General features: G+C 73.8%; 16 protein-coding genes. 4 read left to right on the top strand and 12 right to left on the bottom strand.

Annotation, left to right across the window (positions count from 1 at the left end; translation table 11 throughout):
• The first annotated feature begins 84 nt into the window (after positions 1–84).
• Both ADK60_RS12750 and ADK60_RS12745 read left to right on the top strand, forming a co-directional pair.
• Entirely contained in the window at positions 85–528 is a 444-nt protein-coding gene (locus tag ADK60_RS12750; protein WP_053645712.1) for a DUF5994 family protein, read from the top strand.
• A 226-nt stretch (positions 529–754) separates the two neighbouring features.
• Entirely contained in the window at positions 755–1,324 is a 570-nt protein-coding gene (locus ADK60_RS12745) for a DUF5994 family protein (protein WP_159400408.1), read from the top strand.
• Positions 1,325–1,419: 95 nt separating this feature from the next.
• Here the strand turns inward: ADK60_RS12745 and ADK60_RS12740 are convergent, their stop codons facing one another.
• The 3 genes from ADK60_RS12740 to ADK60_RS44730 form a co-directional block, all read right to left on the bottom strand.
• The gene (locus tag ADK60_RS12740; protein ID WP_045938714.1) at positions 1,420–1,671 is read right to left on the bottom strand and encodes a hypothetical protein; all 252 of its coding nucleotides are present in this window, start codon (positions 1,669–1,671) and stop codon (positions 1,420–1,422) included.
• Positions 1,672–1,756: 85 nt separating this feature from the next.
• Positions 1,757–2,002 carry a hypothetical protein gene (locus ADK60_RS12735; protein WP_045938715.1) on the bottom strand — a complete coding sequence of 82 codons (246 nt, stop codon included), beginning with the start codon at positions 2,000–2,002 and terminating at the stop codon, positions 1,757–1,759.
• Positions 2,003–2,131: 129 nt separating this feature from the next.
• Positions 2,132–2,269, bottom strand: coding sequence for a hypothetical protein (locus ADK60_RS44730; RefSeq protein ID WP_159400407.1), 138 nt, complete (start codon positions 2,267–2,269; stop codon positions 2,132–2,134).
• Between the two features lie 189 nt (positions 2,270–2,458).
• Here ADK60_RS44730 and pdxR (ADK60_RS12730) point away from each other — a divergent pair, with 189 nt between their 5' ends.
• Entirely contained in the window at positions 2,459–4,006 is a 1,548-nt protein-coding gene (gene pdxR / locus ADK60_RS12730) for a MocR-like pyridoxine biosynthesis transcription factor PdxR (RefSeq protein ID WP_053645708.1), read from the top strand.
• On the opposite strand, the gene ADK60_RS12725 is transcribed toward pdxR (ADK60_RS12730), so the two are convergent.
• The 8 genes from ADK60_RS12725 to ADK60_RS12690 all read right to left on the bottom strand — a co-directional run bounded on the left by ADK60_RS12725 (position 3,981) and on the right by ADK60_RS12690 (position 12,103).
• Positions 3,981–5,495 (bottom strand): UbiD family decarboxylase, encoded by a 1,515-nt coding sequence (locus ADK60_RS12725; RefSeq protein WP_053645706.1) that lies wholly within the window; start codon positions 5,493–5,495, stop codon positions 3,981–3,983. The genes pdxR (ADK60_RS12730) and ADK60_RS12725 overlap by 26 nt on opposite strands.
• Entirely contained in the window at positions 5,492–5,860 is a 369-nt protein-coding gene (locus tag ADK60_RS12720; RefSeq protein WP_045938719.1) for a chorismate mutase, read from the bottom strand. The genes ADK60_RS12725 and ADK60_RS12720 overlap by 4 nt, the downstream gene beginning before the upstream one ends.
• Positions 5,857–6,240 (bottom strand): cupin domain-containing protein, encoded by a 384-nt coding sequence (locus ADK60_RS12715; RefSeq protein WP_045938720.1) that lies wholly within the window; start codon positions 6,238–6,240, stop codon positions 5,857–5,859. The genes ADK60_RS12720 and ADK60_RS12715 overlap by 4 nt, the downstream gene beginning before the upstream one ends.
• Positions 6,241–6,292: 52 nt before the next feature.
• Positions 6,293–6,973, bottom strand: a complete 681-nt coding sequence (locus ADK60_RS12710) for a flavodoxin family protein (protein WP_233290067.1) — start codon at positions 6,971–6,973, stop codon at positions 6,293–6,295.
• Between the two features lie 305 nt (positions 6,974–7,278).
• The gene (locus ADK60_RS12705) at positions 7,279–8,580 is read right to left on the bottom strand and encodes a TrpB-like pyridoxal phosphate-dependent enzyme (RefSeq protein ID WP_030392689.1); all 1,302 of its coding nucleotides are present in this window, start codon (positions 8,578–8,580) and stop codon (positions 7,279–7,281) included.
• Positions 8,581–8,632: 52 nt separating this feature from the next.
• On the bottom strand, positions 8,633–9,976 hold the full coding sequence (locus ADK60_RS12700) for an MFS transporter (RefSeq protein WP_063783131.1): 1,344 nt from the start codon (positions 9,974–9,976) through the stop codon (positions 8,633–8,635).
• A gap of 5 nt (positions 9,977–9,981) precedes the next feature.
• On the bottom strand, positions 9,982–11,202 hold the full coding sequence (locus ADK60_RS12695) for an ATP-grasp domain-containing protein (RefSeq protein WP_045938722.1): 1,221 nt from the start codon (positions 11,200–11,202) through the stop codon (positions 9,982–9,984).
• Between the two features lie 55 nt (positions 11,203–11,257).
• Positions 11,258–12,103 (bottom strand): B3/B4 domain-containing protein, encoded by an 846-nt coding sequence (locus ADK60_RS12690; RefSeq protein WP_063783130.1) that lies wholly within the window; start codon positions 12,101–12,103, stop codon positions 11,258–11,260.
• Positions 12,104–12,374: 271 nt separating this feature from the next.
• Here ADK60_RS12690 and pdxR (ADK60_RS12685) point away from each other — a divergent pair, with 271 nt between their 5' ends.
• Positions 12,375–13,826, top strand: a complete 1,452-nt coding sequence (pdxR, locus tag ADK60_RS12685; protein ID WP_053645704.1) for a MocR-like pyridoxine biosynthesis transcription factor PdxR — start codon at positions 12,375–12,377, stop codon at positions 13,824–13,826.
• 89 nt (positions 13,827–13,915) lie between these two features.
• Here the strand turns inward: pdxR (ADK60_RS12685) and ADK60_RS12680 are convergent, their stop codons facing one another.
• Positions 13,916–16,123, bottom strand: coding sequence for an MMPL family transporter (locus ADK60_RS12680; RefSeq protein ID WP_053645702.1), 2,208 nt, complete (start codon positions 16,121–16,123; stop codon positions 13,916–13,918).
• Between the last annotated feature and the right edge of the window lie 214 nt (positions 16,124–16,337).

Raw genomic sequence — 16,337 nt, 5'->3', positions numbered from 1 at the left:
CGAGGACATTCCGCACACCGGCATCAGCGTCGACGTCGCCCTGGGTCATGACGGGTCCCTCGTGGACCGGACGGGCGGCCTCCGATGATGCCGATCCCCCTCCCCGCCTCCGTCGGGCCGTGGGCGGTGCCCGGTGTTCCGCTGCTGCCCCGCCTGCTGCTGGAACCGACGATGTCCCGAGACGGAGTCTTCGACGGCGCCTGGTGGCCCCGTTCGAACCACATCGCCGCCGAACTGCCGGACCTGATCACCGCGCTCGGCGCCCACTTCGGACGCATCGTCCGGGTCGGCCTCGACATCTCGGCCTGGGACGGCGTGCCCCGCTCCGTCGCCGCGAACGGCCTGACGATCAGGATCAACTGGTTCACCGGCAGCGATGCGACGATCAGCGTCACCCGCGGCTTCCAGGACCACTTCCTCCTGCTGGTGGTGCCGCCCGGCACCAGCCCGGTGACGGCCTCCTCCGCGATGGCCGGCGCCTCGGCGACCGGGAACCACACCCCGGCCGCGGAACTCCTGCTCGGCTGAACGGCAGTCAACGACAGTCGACCGAACAGCGGTCGGCTCCGACGCCGGGCGCCGGGAACCGACCACCGCGACCATGCCGGGTCCGGGCCGAACCAGGAGTAACCTCGGCATTACCGAAGGCACTTCGCATGCCGGCACCGGACACTGGCGTCGTCTCCGGCGCACCGCGATGCCGGACCCGGCCTCCTCGGCCGGGCCCGGGGACAGGCCCTTGATCATGACCACGATGCTCGATCGTGCGACGACGCCCACCGCCCCGGTTCCCCCCGCACGGCTCTCCCTCACGCCCGGCGGCGTGCGGCCCGGCCGTCTGGACGGAGCCTGGTGGCCCCGCTCGCGTGACCTTCTCCGCGAACTCCCCGCCCTGGCCGCCGACATCGACGAGCGGTGGGGCCGGATCACCCGGATCACCCTGAACCCCGCGCAGTGGCCCGTCATCCCCCGGCGGATCCCGGTCGCCGGACACACCGTCCACGCGGGCTGGTTCACCACCGAGCAGGACGAGCACACGATCGCGGTGTTCTCGTACGCCCCGCGCCGACTGAACCTGCTGGTCGTCCCGCCGGAGACGGACGCCGTCGATGCCGCCCGGCTGATGGCCGAGGCCGCCGGTCCCGCGAACACCACGAGCGCGAGCGGTCTGCTCGCCGTGGGGACGGGCGGCGGAGCCCGGGGGCCGGGATCCCGTTCCGACTTCCTGCCGTCGGCCGTCGCTCCCTCCGACGGCGACGGTGCGGCGGCCAGGCGGGCGGACGTCGCCCGCGGCCGGGCCGCCTCCTGGCCGGTGCCCGCGTAGCCGAACGGTGCCCGCGTAGCTGAACCGTGCCCGCGTAGCTGAACCGTGCCCGCACGGCCGACGGGACGCCGTCCGCTCCGGCCGCGGGCCGGGTGTCACTCGCGTGACCACTCGGCCTCGGCCTCGGGCCGGCCGGCGATGTCGGCACCGTCCCAGAGGCGGATCCTGATCGCCAGGGGGCCGGGCGCGGGCCGGGAGAGCGTGCGTACGAACACGTCCCGGAGGTGGTTGGCCGCCCGTTGGGGAGGCCCGTCGTACTCCAGTGGATCCGGCAGCGCGGTGTCGTCCTGCCGGGACCAGTGGCCGCCGTCGTCCTGCGTCTCCAGGACCCATCGGTAGTGGGGCATCCGGTACCTCCGCCTCCAGTGCCGGGATCGCCGGGCAGTCGGGCAGTCGGGCAGTCGGGCAACTGAGCAGCCGGTGACGGTGCCGTCAGTACTCGGCGCCGCTCCGCAGATAGCTGCCCACGACCTGGAGCCACGCCCCGGGGCCGAAGCAGACCTCGATCCGGTACGGGGTGTCCTCGTAGACCCGCAGGACGCGCAGCGCACCGCTCGGATGCAGGTCGTACTCGAAGGTGACGCCGTCCGCGCCGTCCTCGTACTGCAGGTCCAGCGGCCCCTTCGAGGGCTCCGCCGGCGCCCGGGCCTCGGCCGAGAGTTTCACGTAGACGGACATCTCTCCGCCCCGCCTTTCCTGTTCGCCCGAGCGGGCGCTACGCCCGGGGAAGCGAGCTACCCCCACGGTACTCCGCCCCCGCCCCACCGACCTGGCGGGCGACGGTAGCCGTGGCCGGTGCGCGGGACCTCAGCGCCACTCGATCAGGACGATCAGCTGGGGCGGCAGCTCTTGGGACTGATCGAGCAGCTCCCCCAGCAGGCGTTCGCCCTGCCCCTCCGACCACCGGTCCCGGCCCGGCGGGCCGGACTGCCGCTCACCGCTCATCCTCGCTCACCGCCGTCCTCCTCGGTCGCCCTCCGCCGGGCCGGCCGGTACCCCGCGGGAGTTCGGTTCCCGTCCCCTCCGCCGGCCGATGGTCCGGGACGGCACGCGGGGCGGGCGGGCCGGCGACCGGCCACCCCACGGGGTGTCGTGCATGCGACACTTCGGGAAAACGGGGCCGGAGGGAGAGGCGTGGGATCGTCGGAGCTGCTGATCGTGCTGGACCGGGGCAGTGCGACGCCCTTGCAGCAGCAGGTGTGCGACGGGATCGCCGGGCTGGTCAGGTCGGGGCGGTTGCGGGCCGGGGAGGCGGTGCCGGCGTCCCGGGAGCTGGCGGCTCAGCTCGGGGTGTCGCGCACGGTGATCCTGCGGGCGTACGAACTGCTGACCGCCAACGGACTGTTGACGGCCCGCCGGGGATCGGGGACCAGGGTGGCCGAGCGGGCCGCCGGGGAGGGCGCCGCGCCGGGTCCGGCGCGGACGGCGCTCGCGCCGCAGCCACCGCTCGCCACCGACGGCGGGGACACGCTGTGGCAGCCGTGGGAGCCGCCGCCGATGCAACAGGCCGGTGCGGCACTGGACTTCCGGCACGGCACCCCGGCGCTGGCCAACTTCCCGGTGTCGCGCTGGCGGCAGTCCGTGCACGAGGCGTACGCGCGGGCGGACGTCGCCGCGCTCGGGTACGGGCCGGCCGAGGGCTCCGCCGCGCTGCGGGCGCAGATCGCCACGCTGGTCCGGCAGAGCCGGGCGCTGGACGCCTCGCCCGACAGCATCCTGGTGACCAGCGGGGCCACCCAGGCACTGGACATCCTGGCCCGGCTGCTGGTCGGTCCGGGCGACGTGGTGGTGATCGAGGACCCGAGCCACACCGTGCTGCGCCAGGTCTTCGGCTCCGCCTCCGGCACCGTGGTGCCGGTGCCGGTGGACGAGGAGGGGCTGCGGGTCGCGGACATCGACGCCCACGTCCGGGCGCACGGCCAGGACCCGGAGCGGGTGCGGCTGGTCTATGTGACGCCCTCGCACCAGTTCCCGACCGGGTTCATCATGTCCGAGGCCCGGCGGCGGGCCCTGCTGGCCTGGGCGGAACGGCGCGGGGCGACCGTGCTGGAGGACGACTACCACAACGAGTTCACCTTCGCCGCCGAGCGGCTGCCGGCCCTGGCCGCCGCCCGGCACCAGGGCACGGTGGTCTACGTCGGCAGCTTCAGCAAGACGCTCTTCCCGGCGCTGCGGATCGGCTACGCGATCGTGCCGCAGCGGCTGGTGCGGCCGTTCCTCGGCATCAAGTGGATCACCGACCGGCTGACCCCGACGGTCACCCAGGAGGCGCTGGCGCACTTCGTCGCCACCGGCGCCTACGCCCGGCACGTCAGCCGGATGACCCGGCTGTACCGGGAGCGCCGCCGCTCGCTGCTGGACGGCCTCTACACGCACTTCGGCGCCGAGGTGCGGATCTCCGGGGCGGCCGCCGGCCTGCACGTCCTGGTCGCCCTCACCGGCGCGCGCGGCGTCGGCGAGGACGAGATCGTCCGCCGGGCCGCGGCGCTCGGTGTGCGGGTCTACCCCGCCTCGGGGTACTTCGTGCGGGAGCCGCCGGCCGAACCGACCTTCCTGATGGGCTACGCCGCCCTGCCGGGCACCCGGATCGCCGAGGGCACGGCGCTGCTGGCCGCGGCGGTCCGTGAAGCCACGGCGGTCCGGGAGGCCACGGCCGCTAGCCGGAGCCGGGGGCGTCGGTGAACCGGGCCCGGCGGAAGCGGCGCCGCTGCGCGTACGGCACGGTGCAGTCGAACACCGCCTTCGCGGTGCGGCCGTCCGCCGACAGCGCCGGCGAGTAGGCGACCGACTGGGTCGGGTCGAGCGGGAAGCCCTCCCGGTCCGGCAGGACCAGCAGGTCCCGGTCCGCCTGCCACCGGGTGACCATCGCCCACCACAGGTCCTGGTCCGACTCCAGGTCCACGTCCTCGTCCACGGACAGCACCAGCTTGGCCATCCGGAACTCCTCCAGGACGGCCTGGGAGGCCTCCCGCACCAGCGCGTCGTCCTCGGCCGAGCGCTTGGCCTCCCACTGGAGCACGACCATCAGCTGTCCCCCGCCGGCGGTGTGGCAGTGCACCGCCCGGACGGGGGCGCCGCGGCGGCGCAGCACGGCCAGCACGGCCGCCTCCATCCCGAAGCCGAGCAGGACGGACTGCTCGTGGCCCGGACCGGAGACCGCCTGGAGGATCGGGCCGCGGCGGGCGGTGATCCCGGTGATCCGGACGGTCGGCAGGGCCGGGTGCGCGGTGCCCTGGTAGCCGAGGAACTCCGGGGTGGCGGCGGTGCCCCTGGGGTTCTCCGGCATGGTGTCCGGCAGCAGTTCGCCCTCCAGCACGTACTCGGCGTGGGCGATGTACTCGGCGTCCACCGTGCGGCAGGGCAGCAGTTCCACCGGTGCGCCCGCGAGTGCCCCGGCCACCGCCAGTTCGTCCGTCCCGGTCGGGACGAGCGAGGTGGGGCAGCAGGAGGCGAGCAGCACGGCGGGGCCGAGGCCGAGGTGGATCGCCACCGGCAGCGGCCGTCCGGCGGCTAGCGAGTTGCGGTGGGCCTGTTCGAGGTCCCGCCCCGGCACCATCCAGATGGTGAGCAGGTCGGGGCCCTGGACGCACATCCGGTGGATCGACAGGTTGCGCACGCCGGTGGCCGGATCGGTGGCCAGGACGGCGCCGAGGGTGAGGTACGGGCCGGCGTCCTCGTCGGTGAGCACCGGGACGGGCAGGGTGGTCAGGTCCGGCTTCCGGTCGCTGCGGGCCCACCGGTCGGGGTCGGCGGCGGGCACCGGCGGCAGCGGGGCGGCCACCGCGTCCAGCAGCCGGTGGGCCAGCTCGGCGGGGGTGGCGCCGAGCAGGGCGGCGGCCCGGCGCCTGGTCCCGTACAGGCCCATCAGCACGGCACTGGCCTCGGGCTCCTCGCCGCCCTCGGCCCCGCCGTGCCCGCTCCTGCCGTCCCCGGCCCCGCCGTGCCCGCCCCCGCCGTTCCCGGCCGCGCCGCCGGACGGCGTCACCTGCTCGAACAGGACGGCCGGGCCGGGGCCGGTGGGCGGCGCCGCCGGGGCGCCGGCCCACCGGGCGTAGCGGGAGGAGACCCCGAACCGGGCCGGGACCTCCTCCCGGACCCGGACCAGTTCTCCTGGCATCAGGTCCAGCGCGGCCAGCGCCGCCCGCAGGTCGGCCGGGTGCCGACGGCTCATGGCCCTTCCCCGGCGGCGGCCCCGGCCGCGGCGGCCGCGGCGGCCCGGCGCTCGTCCAGGAGCACCATCTGCATCCGGGTCAGCTCGTCGATCAGCGTGCGGTAGGTGGCCTCGGCGATCCCCGGCGGCATGCCGTGCTCGTCCGCCAGGCCCCGGACCTTGGCGACGACCTGCTCGACCCGGCCCGGGGAGCGGACCGTCTCCTCGTCCCGCTTGAAACCGGTCAGCTCCCGCACCACGGCGGTGCGCTCCGCCAGCAGCGCGACGATCCGCCGGTCCAGCGCGTCGACGGAGAGCCGCAGTTCCTCGATCCGGGGATCGATCGCGGGCGACGACGGGTCGGTCGCCGTACGGTCGGCGCTCATGCGGTCGGCACCACCTTGTCGACGACGTACACGACGGTCGGCTCGCCCTCGGCGCCCTGCGAACGGTGCTTCTCGCCGTCCGGGATCACGAAGCCCATGCCGGGGCGGCACGGCACCGAACGGTCCTCGAAGTGGATGGTGAACTCGCCCTGCAGCACATAGCCCTGGTGGCCGCGAAGGCACCACTCGTGCTCGTCGAAGCCGGCGGGCAGCTCCATCAGACGGACCCGCAGGCCCTGGGTGTAGGCGAGCTTCACCCGGCCCTCGGCGCCCGGCTTCTGCCACTTCTCCCAGGGGATCAGGTCGAAGTCGACGCCGACCAGGACGGGGTCCCCGGTCTGGCTGCCGTGCTGGTCGCCGGTCTCGGTCTCGGTGGACATGGCACTCCTCAACAACACGTCGGAAATGGGGTATCGGTGGATCGGCGGCGGTTCAGCTGGCCTGTTTCTCCGAGGAGGTCCGCTGCCCCGGCAGGACGACGCGCGGGGCGCGGGACACGCGCTCGTTGCGGTCGTCGAGCGGCAGGACGGGCCGACCGTCGGCCGTCTGGTGGCGGCGGAGCAGCTGGGACATGTCGATCATGCGGTGGAGCATCCGCTCCAGCGCCTCCAGGCCCTCGGCGTCCTGGAGCTGCGGCTGCGGAGAGGTGTTGCGCAGCAGCGCCGGAAAGCCGCTGCCGACCAGGATCATGCGGTTGAGCAGCAGGTTGTCGACCAACTGGCTGTGCACCGCGGCGTCGCTGTACCGGCGCGAGACGACGATGATGCCGCCCACCTTGTTGGCCAGAGGGCGGTCGAAGCGCAGGAAGCCGACGCCGGCCCGTTCGATGAAGATCTGCATCAGATGGGCGGGGCCGAAGCCGTGCACCGGGGTCGCGTAGACGATGGCGTCCGCCTGCTTCATCTGCTCGACGATCGCGGGCATGTCGTCGCGGAGTTCGCAGGGTGTGGTCCGCTGGTTGCAGTCGCCGCACGGGCTGCACGGCGAGATCCGGTGCTCGCGCAGGTGAACGGTCCGGAACTCGGCGCCCCGTTCCCGGACCAGGCGGCCGGCGTACTCCAACGCGAGGTCGGTGTTGCCGCCCGGTCGCTCGGAGCCGCAGATCCCGAGCACGATCGGAGTCGGAGTTGTTCCTTGCACGTGGTTCCCCCCTCGTAGTCTGCCCCTACGCGGGCGGGCGGCCGGACGGGCCCGTGGTGCGAGGGCCCGTCCGGCTGTTCGCCCGCCTGTCACCGCTCAGTACTCGTCAGTCCTTGAGCTTTCTCGTCAGCCCCTCAAGCCCCTCAAGCCCCTCAAGCCCCTCAAGCCCCTTGAGCCTTGCAGCCCTTGAAGCCCCTGAGCCCTTGAACGCCTCGGCCGGCCTTCGAGGAGCGCCCCTGTCAGCGGTGCGGCGCTCCCGTCGGCCTGCGGCGCTCCGGTCAGTCCTTGAGCTTGCCGGCGAAGTAGTCGGTGTAGGCCTGCATGTCGAAGTGCCCGTGGCCGGACAGCGTGAACAGGATGGTGCGGGCCTCGCCGCTCTCCTTGCAGGCCAGCGCCTCGTCGATGGCCGCCCGCACCGCGTGGGTGGACTCCGGGGCCGGGACGATGCCCTCGTTGCGGGCGAACAGGACGCCGGCCTCGAAACAGGCGGTCTGCGGGACGGCCCGGGCCTCGAGCAGGTCGAGGTCCTTCAGGGCGCTGATGATGGGCGCCATGCCGTGGTAGCGCAGCCCGCCCGCGTGGATGCTCGGCGGCACGAAGTCGTGGCCGAGGGTGTGCATCATGGTGAGCGGGGTCAGGCCCGCGGTGTCGCCGAAGTCGTACTCGTAGCGGCCCTGGGTGAGGGTCGGGCACGAGGCCGGCTCGACGGCGAGCGCCCGCACCGAGCGGCCGCCGCGCAGCTGCTCGCGCAGGAACGGCAGGACCAGGCCGCCGAAGTTGGAGCCGCCGCCCGCCGCGCCGATCACGATGTCCGGGTAGTCCTCCGCCAACTCCATCTGGAGCAGCGCCTCCTGGCCGATCACCGTCTGATGCGTCAGCACGTGGTTGAGCACCGAGCCGAGCGCGTACTTGGCCCGGCCGCCGCTCTTGACCGCGGCCTCCACGGCCTCGGAGATGGCCAGGCCCAGGCTGCCGCTGGCGTCGGGGTCGGCGGCGAGGGCGGCCCGACCGGCGTCGGTGAGCACACTGGGGCTGGCGTGCACCGTCGCCCCGAAGGTCTCCATCAGGGCCCGGCGGTAGGGCTTCTGCTGGTGGCTCACCTTGACCATGAAGACCTCGCACTCGAGGCCGAAGTAGGCGGAGGCCATCGCGAGCGAGCTGCCCCACTGGCCGGCGCCGGTCTCGGTGGTGAGCTTCTCCACACCGGCCTGCTTGTTGTAGTACGCCTGCGGCACGGCCGTGTTGGGCTTGTGGCTGCCGGCCGGGCTGACGCCCTCGTACTTGAAGTAGATCCGCGCCGGGGTGTCGAGCGAGCGCTCCAGCCGGTGGGCCCGGACCAGCGGGCTGGGCCGCCACTGGCGGTAGACGTCGATCACCGCGCCGGGGATGTCGATCTCGGCCTCGGTGCTGAACTCCTGGGCGATCAGCGACTCGGGGAACAGCGGCGCCAGGTCGGCCGGGGTGAGCGGCTCCCTCGTCCCGGGGTGCAGCATCGGCGGCACCGGCTTCGGCAGATCCGCCAGCACGTTGTACCAGGTGGTGGGGATTCGGTCCTCGGGCAGCAAGAACTTGGTGATCATCGGGCCCTCCCGGAATGCATGGATACGGCGGTCGATCGGACGGTCACACGGTTCAGGCACCGGAGCGGACGGCATCGGCCGGTCCGGGTCCGGCTTCGACGGAAGCGGAAGCTGAAGCTGAACTGGGAGCTGAAGTCGGAGCTGAAGCGGGAGCCGAGGCGGCCGGCGCGCTCACGGCCGAGGACCGGATGCGGAGCACCGCGAACACCGCGATGCCGACCAGCGGCGTGATCAGCATGGTGTGCAGCACCGGACGCGCGCCGTGGTTCTGCCAGATCAGCCCGAGGCCGAACGGCACCACCAGCCGGGCCAGTCCCAGCACGAAGCCGTTGAGCGCCATGAAGCGGCCGACCCGGTGCTCGTCGACGTGGTCGGCGATGTAGGTGGGCACCACCACGGAGGCGATGATCTCGCCGAGCGTCCACACCACGGTGGACGCCAGCACCGCCGCGAGCGAGAAGCCGAAGTCGAGCACGGCCAGGCCCAGCGCCCAGAGCACCCCGGCCACCAGCAGCAGGGTGCGGATCGGGTAGCTGGCGATCCGCTTCTCCAGCTGGAGCCCGAGGCCCACCACCACGACGCTGTTCACCGTGTACACCACGCCGACCAGCCCGGCCGAGGCGTTCAGCTCGGTGGTCACGGCCAGCGGCAGCGCGTACTCCAGCCCGATCAGCGGCGCCACGTAGAAGAACGAGGCGAGCACCATCCACAGCACATGGCCGTGGACACCGCCGAGCCGGAGCCTGCCACCACCGGCCGCCTTGGGCGCCGCGGTGCCGGACTTGGTGTCCCGGGGCACCCAGATCCGGATCACGACCGCGCACAGCAGCCCGACGACGATGTTGCCCGCGAACATCACGTGGTACGAGTACGCGGCCGCGACCCCGCCCAGCAGCGGGCCGATGCCCATGCCCAGGTTGTTGCCGATGTAGCTGACCGTGTACGAGAACGGCCGCTGCTCGGGGGTCGCCAGGTCGGCGATCAGGGTGTTGGCCGCCGGGCCGAACATGCCCATCCCCACCAGGGCGACGAACAGCAGCAGGGCGTACGTCCACGGCGCGCCGTCCAGGGTGCCGAGGCCGAGGTAGCCGACCGCGTTGAGCACCAGGGCGGCGACCAGGGCGTCCCGGCGGCCGCGCAGGTCGCACACCGGCCCGCTGAGCAGCGAGCCCACCAGCAGGCCGGTCGAGCCGACCGAGATCAGCAGGCCCGCCTCGGCCGTGCCGAGGCCCTTGCTGCGCACCAGGTAGACGGCGAGCAGCGGGAAGACGAACATGCCCGCGCGGTTGACGAAGGACGTCACGAACAGCACCCGCAGCGGGAGCGGTAATTCCTTGAACCTGGCCGTCCAGGCCTTCGGGGCGGCGGCGGCCCCTTCTCCGGTGCTCGTGGCCATCCCGGTCAGACCGCCGACTCGGTCTCGACCAGGAAGGCCTGGCGGACGGTGCGGAACCGCGCCAGCACGTCGTCGTAGTCGCTGCCCTCGCAGACGTACCAGCCGAGCACGTCGTTGGAGGCGACCGGCGGGGCCAGCACGTCGCCGACGTTCTTCCAGACGTCCGCGTCCAGGACGCCGTCGAGCGCGTTGAGGTCCCCGGGCGAGCTGATTCCGGTGATCCGGCCGTACTTGCCCGAGGACAGGTACTCGGTGCCGATCTCCGGGCCGAGCCGGGCCTCGGTGCGGTGGTCCGGGTCGAGTTCGAGCCGGGCCCACTCGCCGGCCAGGTTGATGCCGCGCCCGGCCTGGATCGCCGGGACGATCGAGCCGCCGCCGGCCCGGGCGCCCGCCTCGCCGAACACCGCCTCGCCGTCGTCGTCCAGGAAGAACTCGACGTGCGCGACGCCGGTGCGCATCCCGAAACCGCGCAGCACCGTGGCGTTGAGCTCCAGGATCCGCTGCTCGTGCTTGCTGAGGTCGTGCTTGCGGGAGATGGTGCCGCCCGGCTCGTCCCGGTACTCCAGCACCGAGTAGGTGTAGCGGGACAGCTGCTCGAAGACGACCTCGCCGTCCTGGAGCAGCGCGTCCACATGGAACTCGGTGCCGCGGACGAACTCCTCGACCCGGTACTCGTGCCGGTCGTCGCCCATCTCCTCCCACACCTCGGCCAGCCGCTCGGGACCGTCGACCCGGTAGGTGCTGCCGCAGGCCCAGCCCGCGTACGGCTTGATCACCAGCGGGTAGCCGGTCTGCGCGGCGAACTCCTCGACCGCGCCCAGGGTGTCGGGGCGGCAGGAGCGGGCGACCCTGACGCCCAGCTCCTCGGCGCGGCGGTGCATCACGTTCTTGTCGCGGAAGTTGAGCGCCTGATCGGGCGTCAGTCCGGGGATGCCGTGGTCCCGGCGGGCCCGGGCGGCGGGCAGGACGTCGCCCTCGAACAGCGGGAAGATCCGGACCAGCCGGTGCTCGGCGGCGATGCCGTCCACGGCGGCCCGGAAGGCGGGCGTGGAGTCCAGGTCGGCCTCCCGCACCGTCAGGCCCTCGACCTCGGGCGGGATCTCACCGGTGGGCACCAGGACGACGGGGTGGTGGCCGAGTTCGGTGGCGACCTCGACCACGCTGCGGAACTGCGCGAGGTAGCGGCCGGCGGCGGGGCGGTAGACGATCAGAATCGCGGGCTTCATCGGGTTCTCCTGGAGGTAGCGGTCGGTCCGGCACCGGGGCCGGCTCCCACGACGATCAACCCGCGACGACGGACGACTCGGCCGCCGACTCCGCTGCCGACTGCTCCGGCACGTTCTGCCCCGGCGCGTCCTGGTCCGGCGCGTCCTGGTCCGGCGCGTCCTGGTCCGAGACGAACAGCTCGGCCCCGGACTCGGCCGCGTCCAGCACGACGGGCCGCTGACGCACCGCCCCGAGCGCGTCGAGCGCGGCGGCGAGGCGGTCGAGCGCCCGCTCCACGTCCGCGCGGCCGCCCTCGTGCACCGCCTCGACGGTGAGCAGCAGCCGGCGTCGGCCGACGTCGGTCCTGATCACCTCGCTCTGCCGCCAGTTCCACCGCCGCGAGTGCGCGCGGCCCTGGGCGTCCGCGTAGACGACCTCGCCCGGCTCCGGGTGCTCCGGTGCCTCCGGCGCGCCCAGCGGCAGGTAGGTCTCGCCGCCGTGGGCCAGCCGGACGGCCAGCTCCCCGGTGATGTCGCCGACGTCGCAGGAGGCGACCGGCAGCCGGCTGTCGAGCGAGACGGCGTTGCAGAGGTTCACCAGGGCGTTGATCCGCGGCAGCCGGTCGCCCTTGGCCACCCGCCGCAGCACCGATTCCGCCGCGCAGGGGAAGCGGTTGGGGTTGACGTCGACGCTGCGGTACGCGTCCCGCCAGGCGGCGATCGGGGGCAGGGCGGAGACCTCCGCCTTGCCCAGGGAGAGCCCGTGGACGGCGTCCTCGGCGGCGGTGAGGAGGTCGTCGACCTCCGCCGCGGCCGCCGCGACGTCGACCACCGGGACGGCGATCAGTCCGAGGACGTAGCCGGGCACCCGCGCCAGAAGGCTTTCGTCGACGATGACCTTCAGGGCGCTGGTCCGGTCCATGAGGTGAGTCCTTCGCGTCCGAGCTGGGTTGATGACCTGACCGACGATAGGGAGCCGGGCCGCGTCCGACTGCGGCCAATTCCCGGACATCTGTTGGTGCCACTTCCGTCCACTCGGCCACCCGACGGCGCCCGGTCGACGGCCCTGCCGCCCCCGCGACGGGCCCCGGGCCCCTCGCGTGTTCCCACGCGGCGGTTGCCTGTGCGGGACGAGTCCATCAAATGTGACAATGCTCGGTCCATACCACTTCACCCTCTGCACAGGAGGCCACTTGGCCTGGCATCTGGCCCTCGACGTCGATCGCGGCTCACGCGTCCCACTCGCCCTGCAAGTGCGTGACGCGGTACGTCGCCTGGTCGAGGACGGGACCCTCCGTGGCGGAACGCGATTACCCTCCAGCCGCCAGCTCGCCACCGACCTGGGCGTCTCGCGCAGTGTGGTGGTGGAGGCGTACGAACAACTCAACGCCGAGGGCTACCTGGTGACCCGGCGCGGCTCGGGCACCTCGGTCGCCGAGGACGGCGGCGGCCTGGCCCCGGTGTCCTCCGCGCTCACCGCCGCGGCCGCCACCTCCGCCTCCGCCCCGGTGGACGGCGACGGCGGCGAGGCCGCCTGGGACCTGCGGACCGGCACCTCCAACCTGCTCGCCTTCCCGCGCCAGGAGTGGATCCGCTGCGTCACCGTCGCGCTGGGCGCCGCCGGCCACCGCGAACTCAGTTACTCCCCGCCCGCCGGGGTCCCGTTGACCCGTCACATCCTGGCGGGCTACCTCGGCCGGGTCCGCGGGGTGCGCACCCGCTCCGAGGACCTCATGGTCACCTCGGGCTTCGCCCAGGGCCTCGCCCTGCTCTGCCGGGTCCTCCGCGACCGGGGGCACCGGACCCTGGCCGTGGAGGACCCGGGACACCCCGGCGAACGGGAGTTCATCGCGAGCGCCCGGATCCGGCCGGTCGGCATCCCGGTCGACGCCGAGGGCATCCGCGTCGACCTGCTCGAACAGTCCGGCGCCCGCGCCGTCCTGACCACCCCCGGCCACCAGTTCCCCACCGGCGCGTGCCTGAGCCGGGCCCGCCGGGAACAGCTGATCGCCTGGGCCCGGGCGGTCGACGGCTATGTCATCGAGGACGACTACGACAACGCCTACCGGAGCCGCTCCGGCCAGCCGTCGGCCCTGCAGAGCCTGGCGCCGGACCGGGTCGTCTACGCGGGCAGCGCCAGCAAGGTCCTCGCCCCCGCGCTGCGGCTGGGCTGGCTCGCCGCGCCGTCCGAGCTGATGGCCTCACTGGAGCATGTCCGCGCGGGCTGGGACATCGGCTGCTCGGGCCTGGAACAGCTCGCCTTCGCCCGCTTCATCGACAGCGGCGGCCTCGACCGCCACCAGCGGCGCCTGCGCGCGGAGTTCGCCGGCCGCCGGGAGGTCGTCCGGCGGGAGGTCGCCCGGCAGCTGCCCGGCACCCGGGTGCTCGGCGGGGACGGCGGCCTCCAGGCGTACCTCGAACTGCCGCCCGCCGTGGACGAGGACGCCCTGATCCGCTCGGCCCGCGGCCGCTCGGTGCTGATCCGCGGCGGGCGCTTCCACACCCTCACCGACACCGGTCGTCCGCCGGCGCTGGTCCTCAGCTACGCCACGGTCGGCTGCGAGGGGCTGGCCCGCGGGATCGCCGAACTCGGCGTCGCCTACCGGCGGTTGCTGCCGGGGGCGGAGCACGGGGACACGACGTGAAGCCCTCGGCGCCCGGCCTGCGGGGGCAGGCCGGGCGCCGAGGGGGGTACGAGGGCTCCGAGCGTTCACGCGTTCACGCGTTCAGGCGTTCAGGCGTTCAGCCGCTCGGGGACGGGCTCCCGGTCCGGAGCCACCGCCTCCGCCCCGACGGACGCGTGGCGCGGGGTGGGCCGCAGCGGCCACCAGAGGCCCCGGCCGAGCAGCACGGCCAGCGCCGGCACCAGGACCAGGGAGAGCACGAGCGCCGAGAGCAGGATGCCGAGCGTCATCGCGAAGGCGACCTGCTCACTGCCCGGAGTGGTGGCGAGGGTGGCGAAGGAGCCGGCCAGGACCAGTCCCGCCGTGGCGATGGCGGGCGTGGTGTGGCGGACGGCCCGGGCCACGGCGCCGCGGACCGGACCGGGCCGCTGCATCTCCTCCCGGATCCGGTCGGTGATCAGGATGTTGTAGTCCGTGCCCAGCGCCACCACGAACAGGAACAGCACCAGCGGCAGGGTGAAGCTGACGCCGGGCTTGTCCAGCAGGTGCTGGAACAGCAGGGTCGAGGCACCGAGGGTCGCGGCGAAGCCGAGTCCGACCGCGAGCATCAGCACCAGCGGGGCCAGCAGACTGCGCAGGAGCAGCAGCAGGATCAGGGCGATCAGGGCGGCCGCGACCGGGAAGACCACGGCCAGGTCGTGGTCGACGGCGACCGAGATGTCCGCGAAGATCGCCGCGGTGCCGCCCACATGGGCGCTGGTACCGGCCGGGGTGTTCGCGGCGACGGCGTCGCGGACCGGGCCGGAGACCAGCTCGCGCGCCTTCGCGCTCTGCGGGTCGGCGGTCAGGTAGAGGTCGATCCGGGCGGCGCGGCCGTCCGGGCTCAGCACCGTTCCACCGACCTGGCCGACCCCCTCGACCCCGCCGAGGGCGCGGGAGAGGCCGGTCAGCTTGCCCGGGTCCACGGCGCCGCCGCCGGTGGCGGTGACGTAGACGCCGGTCGGGTCGGACACGCCGGCCGGCAGCGCCCGGGAGATCTCGGTGGCAGTGGCCGCCGCCGCGGTCTTGGAGCCGCCGCCCTGGCCGTAGTCCATCCGGATCCCGACCGTCCCGGCGGCCAGCGCGCCGAGCAGCGCGACGGAGGCGAACAGCATCGCGGCCGGCCGGCGGGCGACGAGCTCGCCGAAGCGGGCGGCGGCACCCTCGCGCGGCTGCCGGCTCAGGCTCTTGGACGGCCAGAACATCTTGCGGCCGCAGGCGGCGAGCAGGGCCGGCATCAGGGTGAGGCTGCCCAGCAGCATCACCAGGACGGCGACCGCGATGGCCGGGCCGAGCGAGCGGAACTGGCCGAAGCTGGCGACACCCAGGGTCGCGAAGGCGGCCACGATGGTCAGCGCGGCGGAGGTGATCGCCGTACCGACCCGGCCGGCCACCTCGGCGGCGGCCTCCCGGGCGGGCTGCTCGGGCCGGGCCCGCAGGTGCTCGCGGAACCGGAAGAGCAGGAACAGCAGGTAGTCGATCCCGATGCCCAGCAGCACCACGGAGATCAGGCCCGGCGTGGAGGCGTCCAGCTTGAGCCCGGTCAGCGACGCGGCCCCGGCCACGGCCCCGCCGGCCGCACCGCTGATCATGGCGACGGCGAGCAGCGGCAGCACGGCGGCCAGCACACTGCGGAACACCAGCACGTTGAGCAGCACGATCAGGCCCATCACCAGGGCGCCGCCGATCGTGGTGGCGGTCCGGTTGTCGTCGGCCGAGTCGGCGGCCTCCGCCAGGCCGCCGGTGAAGCCGGTGCGCATCCCGGCCTCGGCGAACTGCGCGCGGGTGGCGTCCCGGAAGGCCCGGTAGACCTTCTGGACCCCGTCGTCCGCGGCGTTGCCGGTCAGTTCGGCGGCCAGCAGCTCGAAGCTCCGGTCGGGGGCGACCATCGCCGGGGCGAGCTTGGGGGTCTGGGAGCGGTCGGGCACCAGGAAGGCCGGCTGGTCCTTCTCCCGGGGCATCTCCACCCGGCGCTGGGCCAGCTTCGCCGCCTCGGCCCCGATCCGCTTCTCGTCGGCGGGGGTGAGGGCCTTGCCGTCGGTCCGGGCGACCAGCACCGTCACCGTGGTGGCGTCCGGGTCGATCCCGAAGTTCTCCTCGGCGATCCGCAGGGCCGCCGCCGAGTCGTAGCTCGCGGGCAGGAAGTCGCCGCTCTGCGACTGGGTGACGCGGGAGATCAGCATCGGGCTCAGCAGGGCCAGCCCGATGCCCAGCACCACCCAGAGGGTGATGACCTTCCACGCGTTCCTGGTCGAGAAACGGGTCAGTGCGCGGATCACGCAGCCCTCCGGTGGACGGACGCGAACGTCGGCTTCGGAACCGGGGGTTCCCGGCCTGTTCCCAGACCATCAGGCGGAAGGGGGGTCCGGCGTCGGGGCGACGGACGATCCGCGCCGGGGGTCCTGCTCCCCCGGCCCGCCCGGACCCGGGACCGTGGTCCTGGGCCCGGCCTCCGGCTCTCGGCCGCGGGGACCACGCCCGGCCCGGCGGGCC

This window comes from Streptomyces sp. XY431 (assembly GCF_001279805.1).
Taxonomy (GTDB): Bacteria; Actinomycetota; Actinomycetes; order Streptomycetales; family Streptomycetaceae; genus Kitasatospora; species Kitasatospora purpeofusca.
This window is presented reverse-complemented; position numbering and strand designations above follow the sequence as displayed.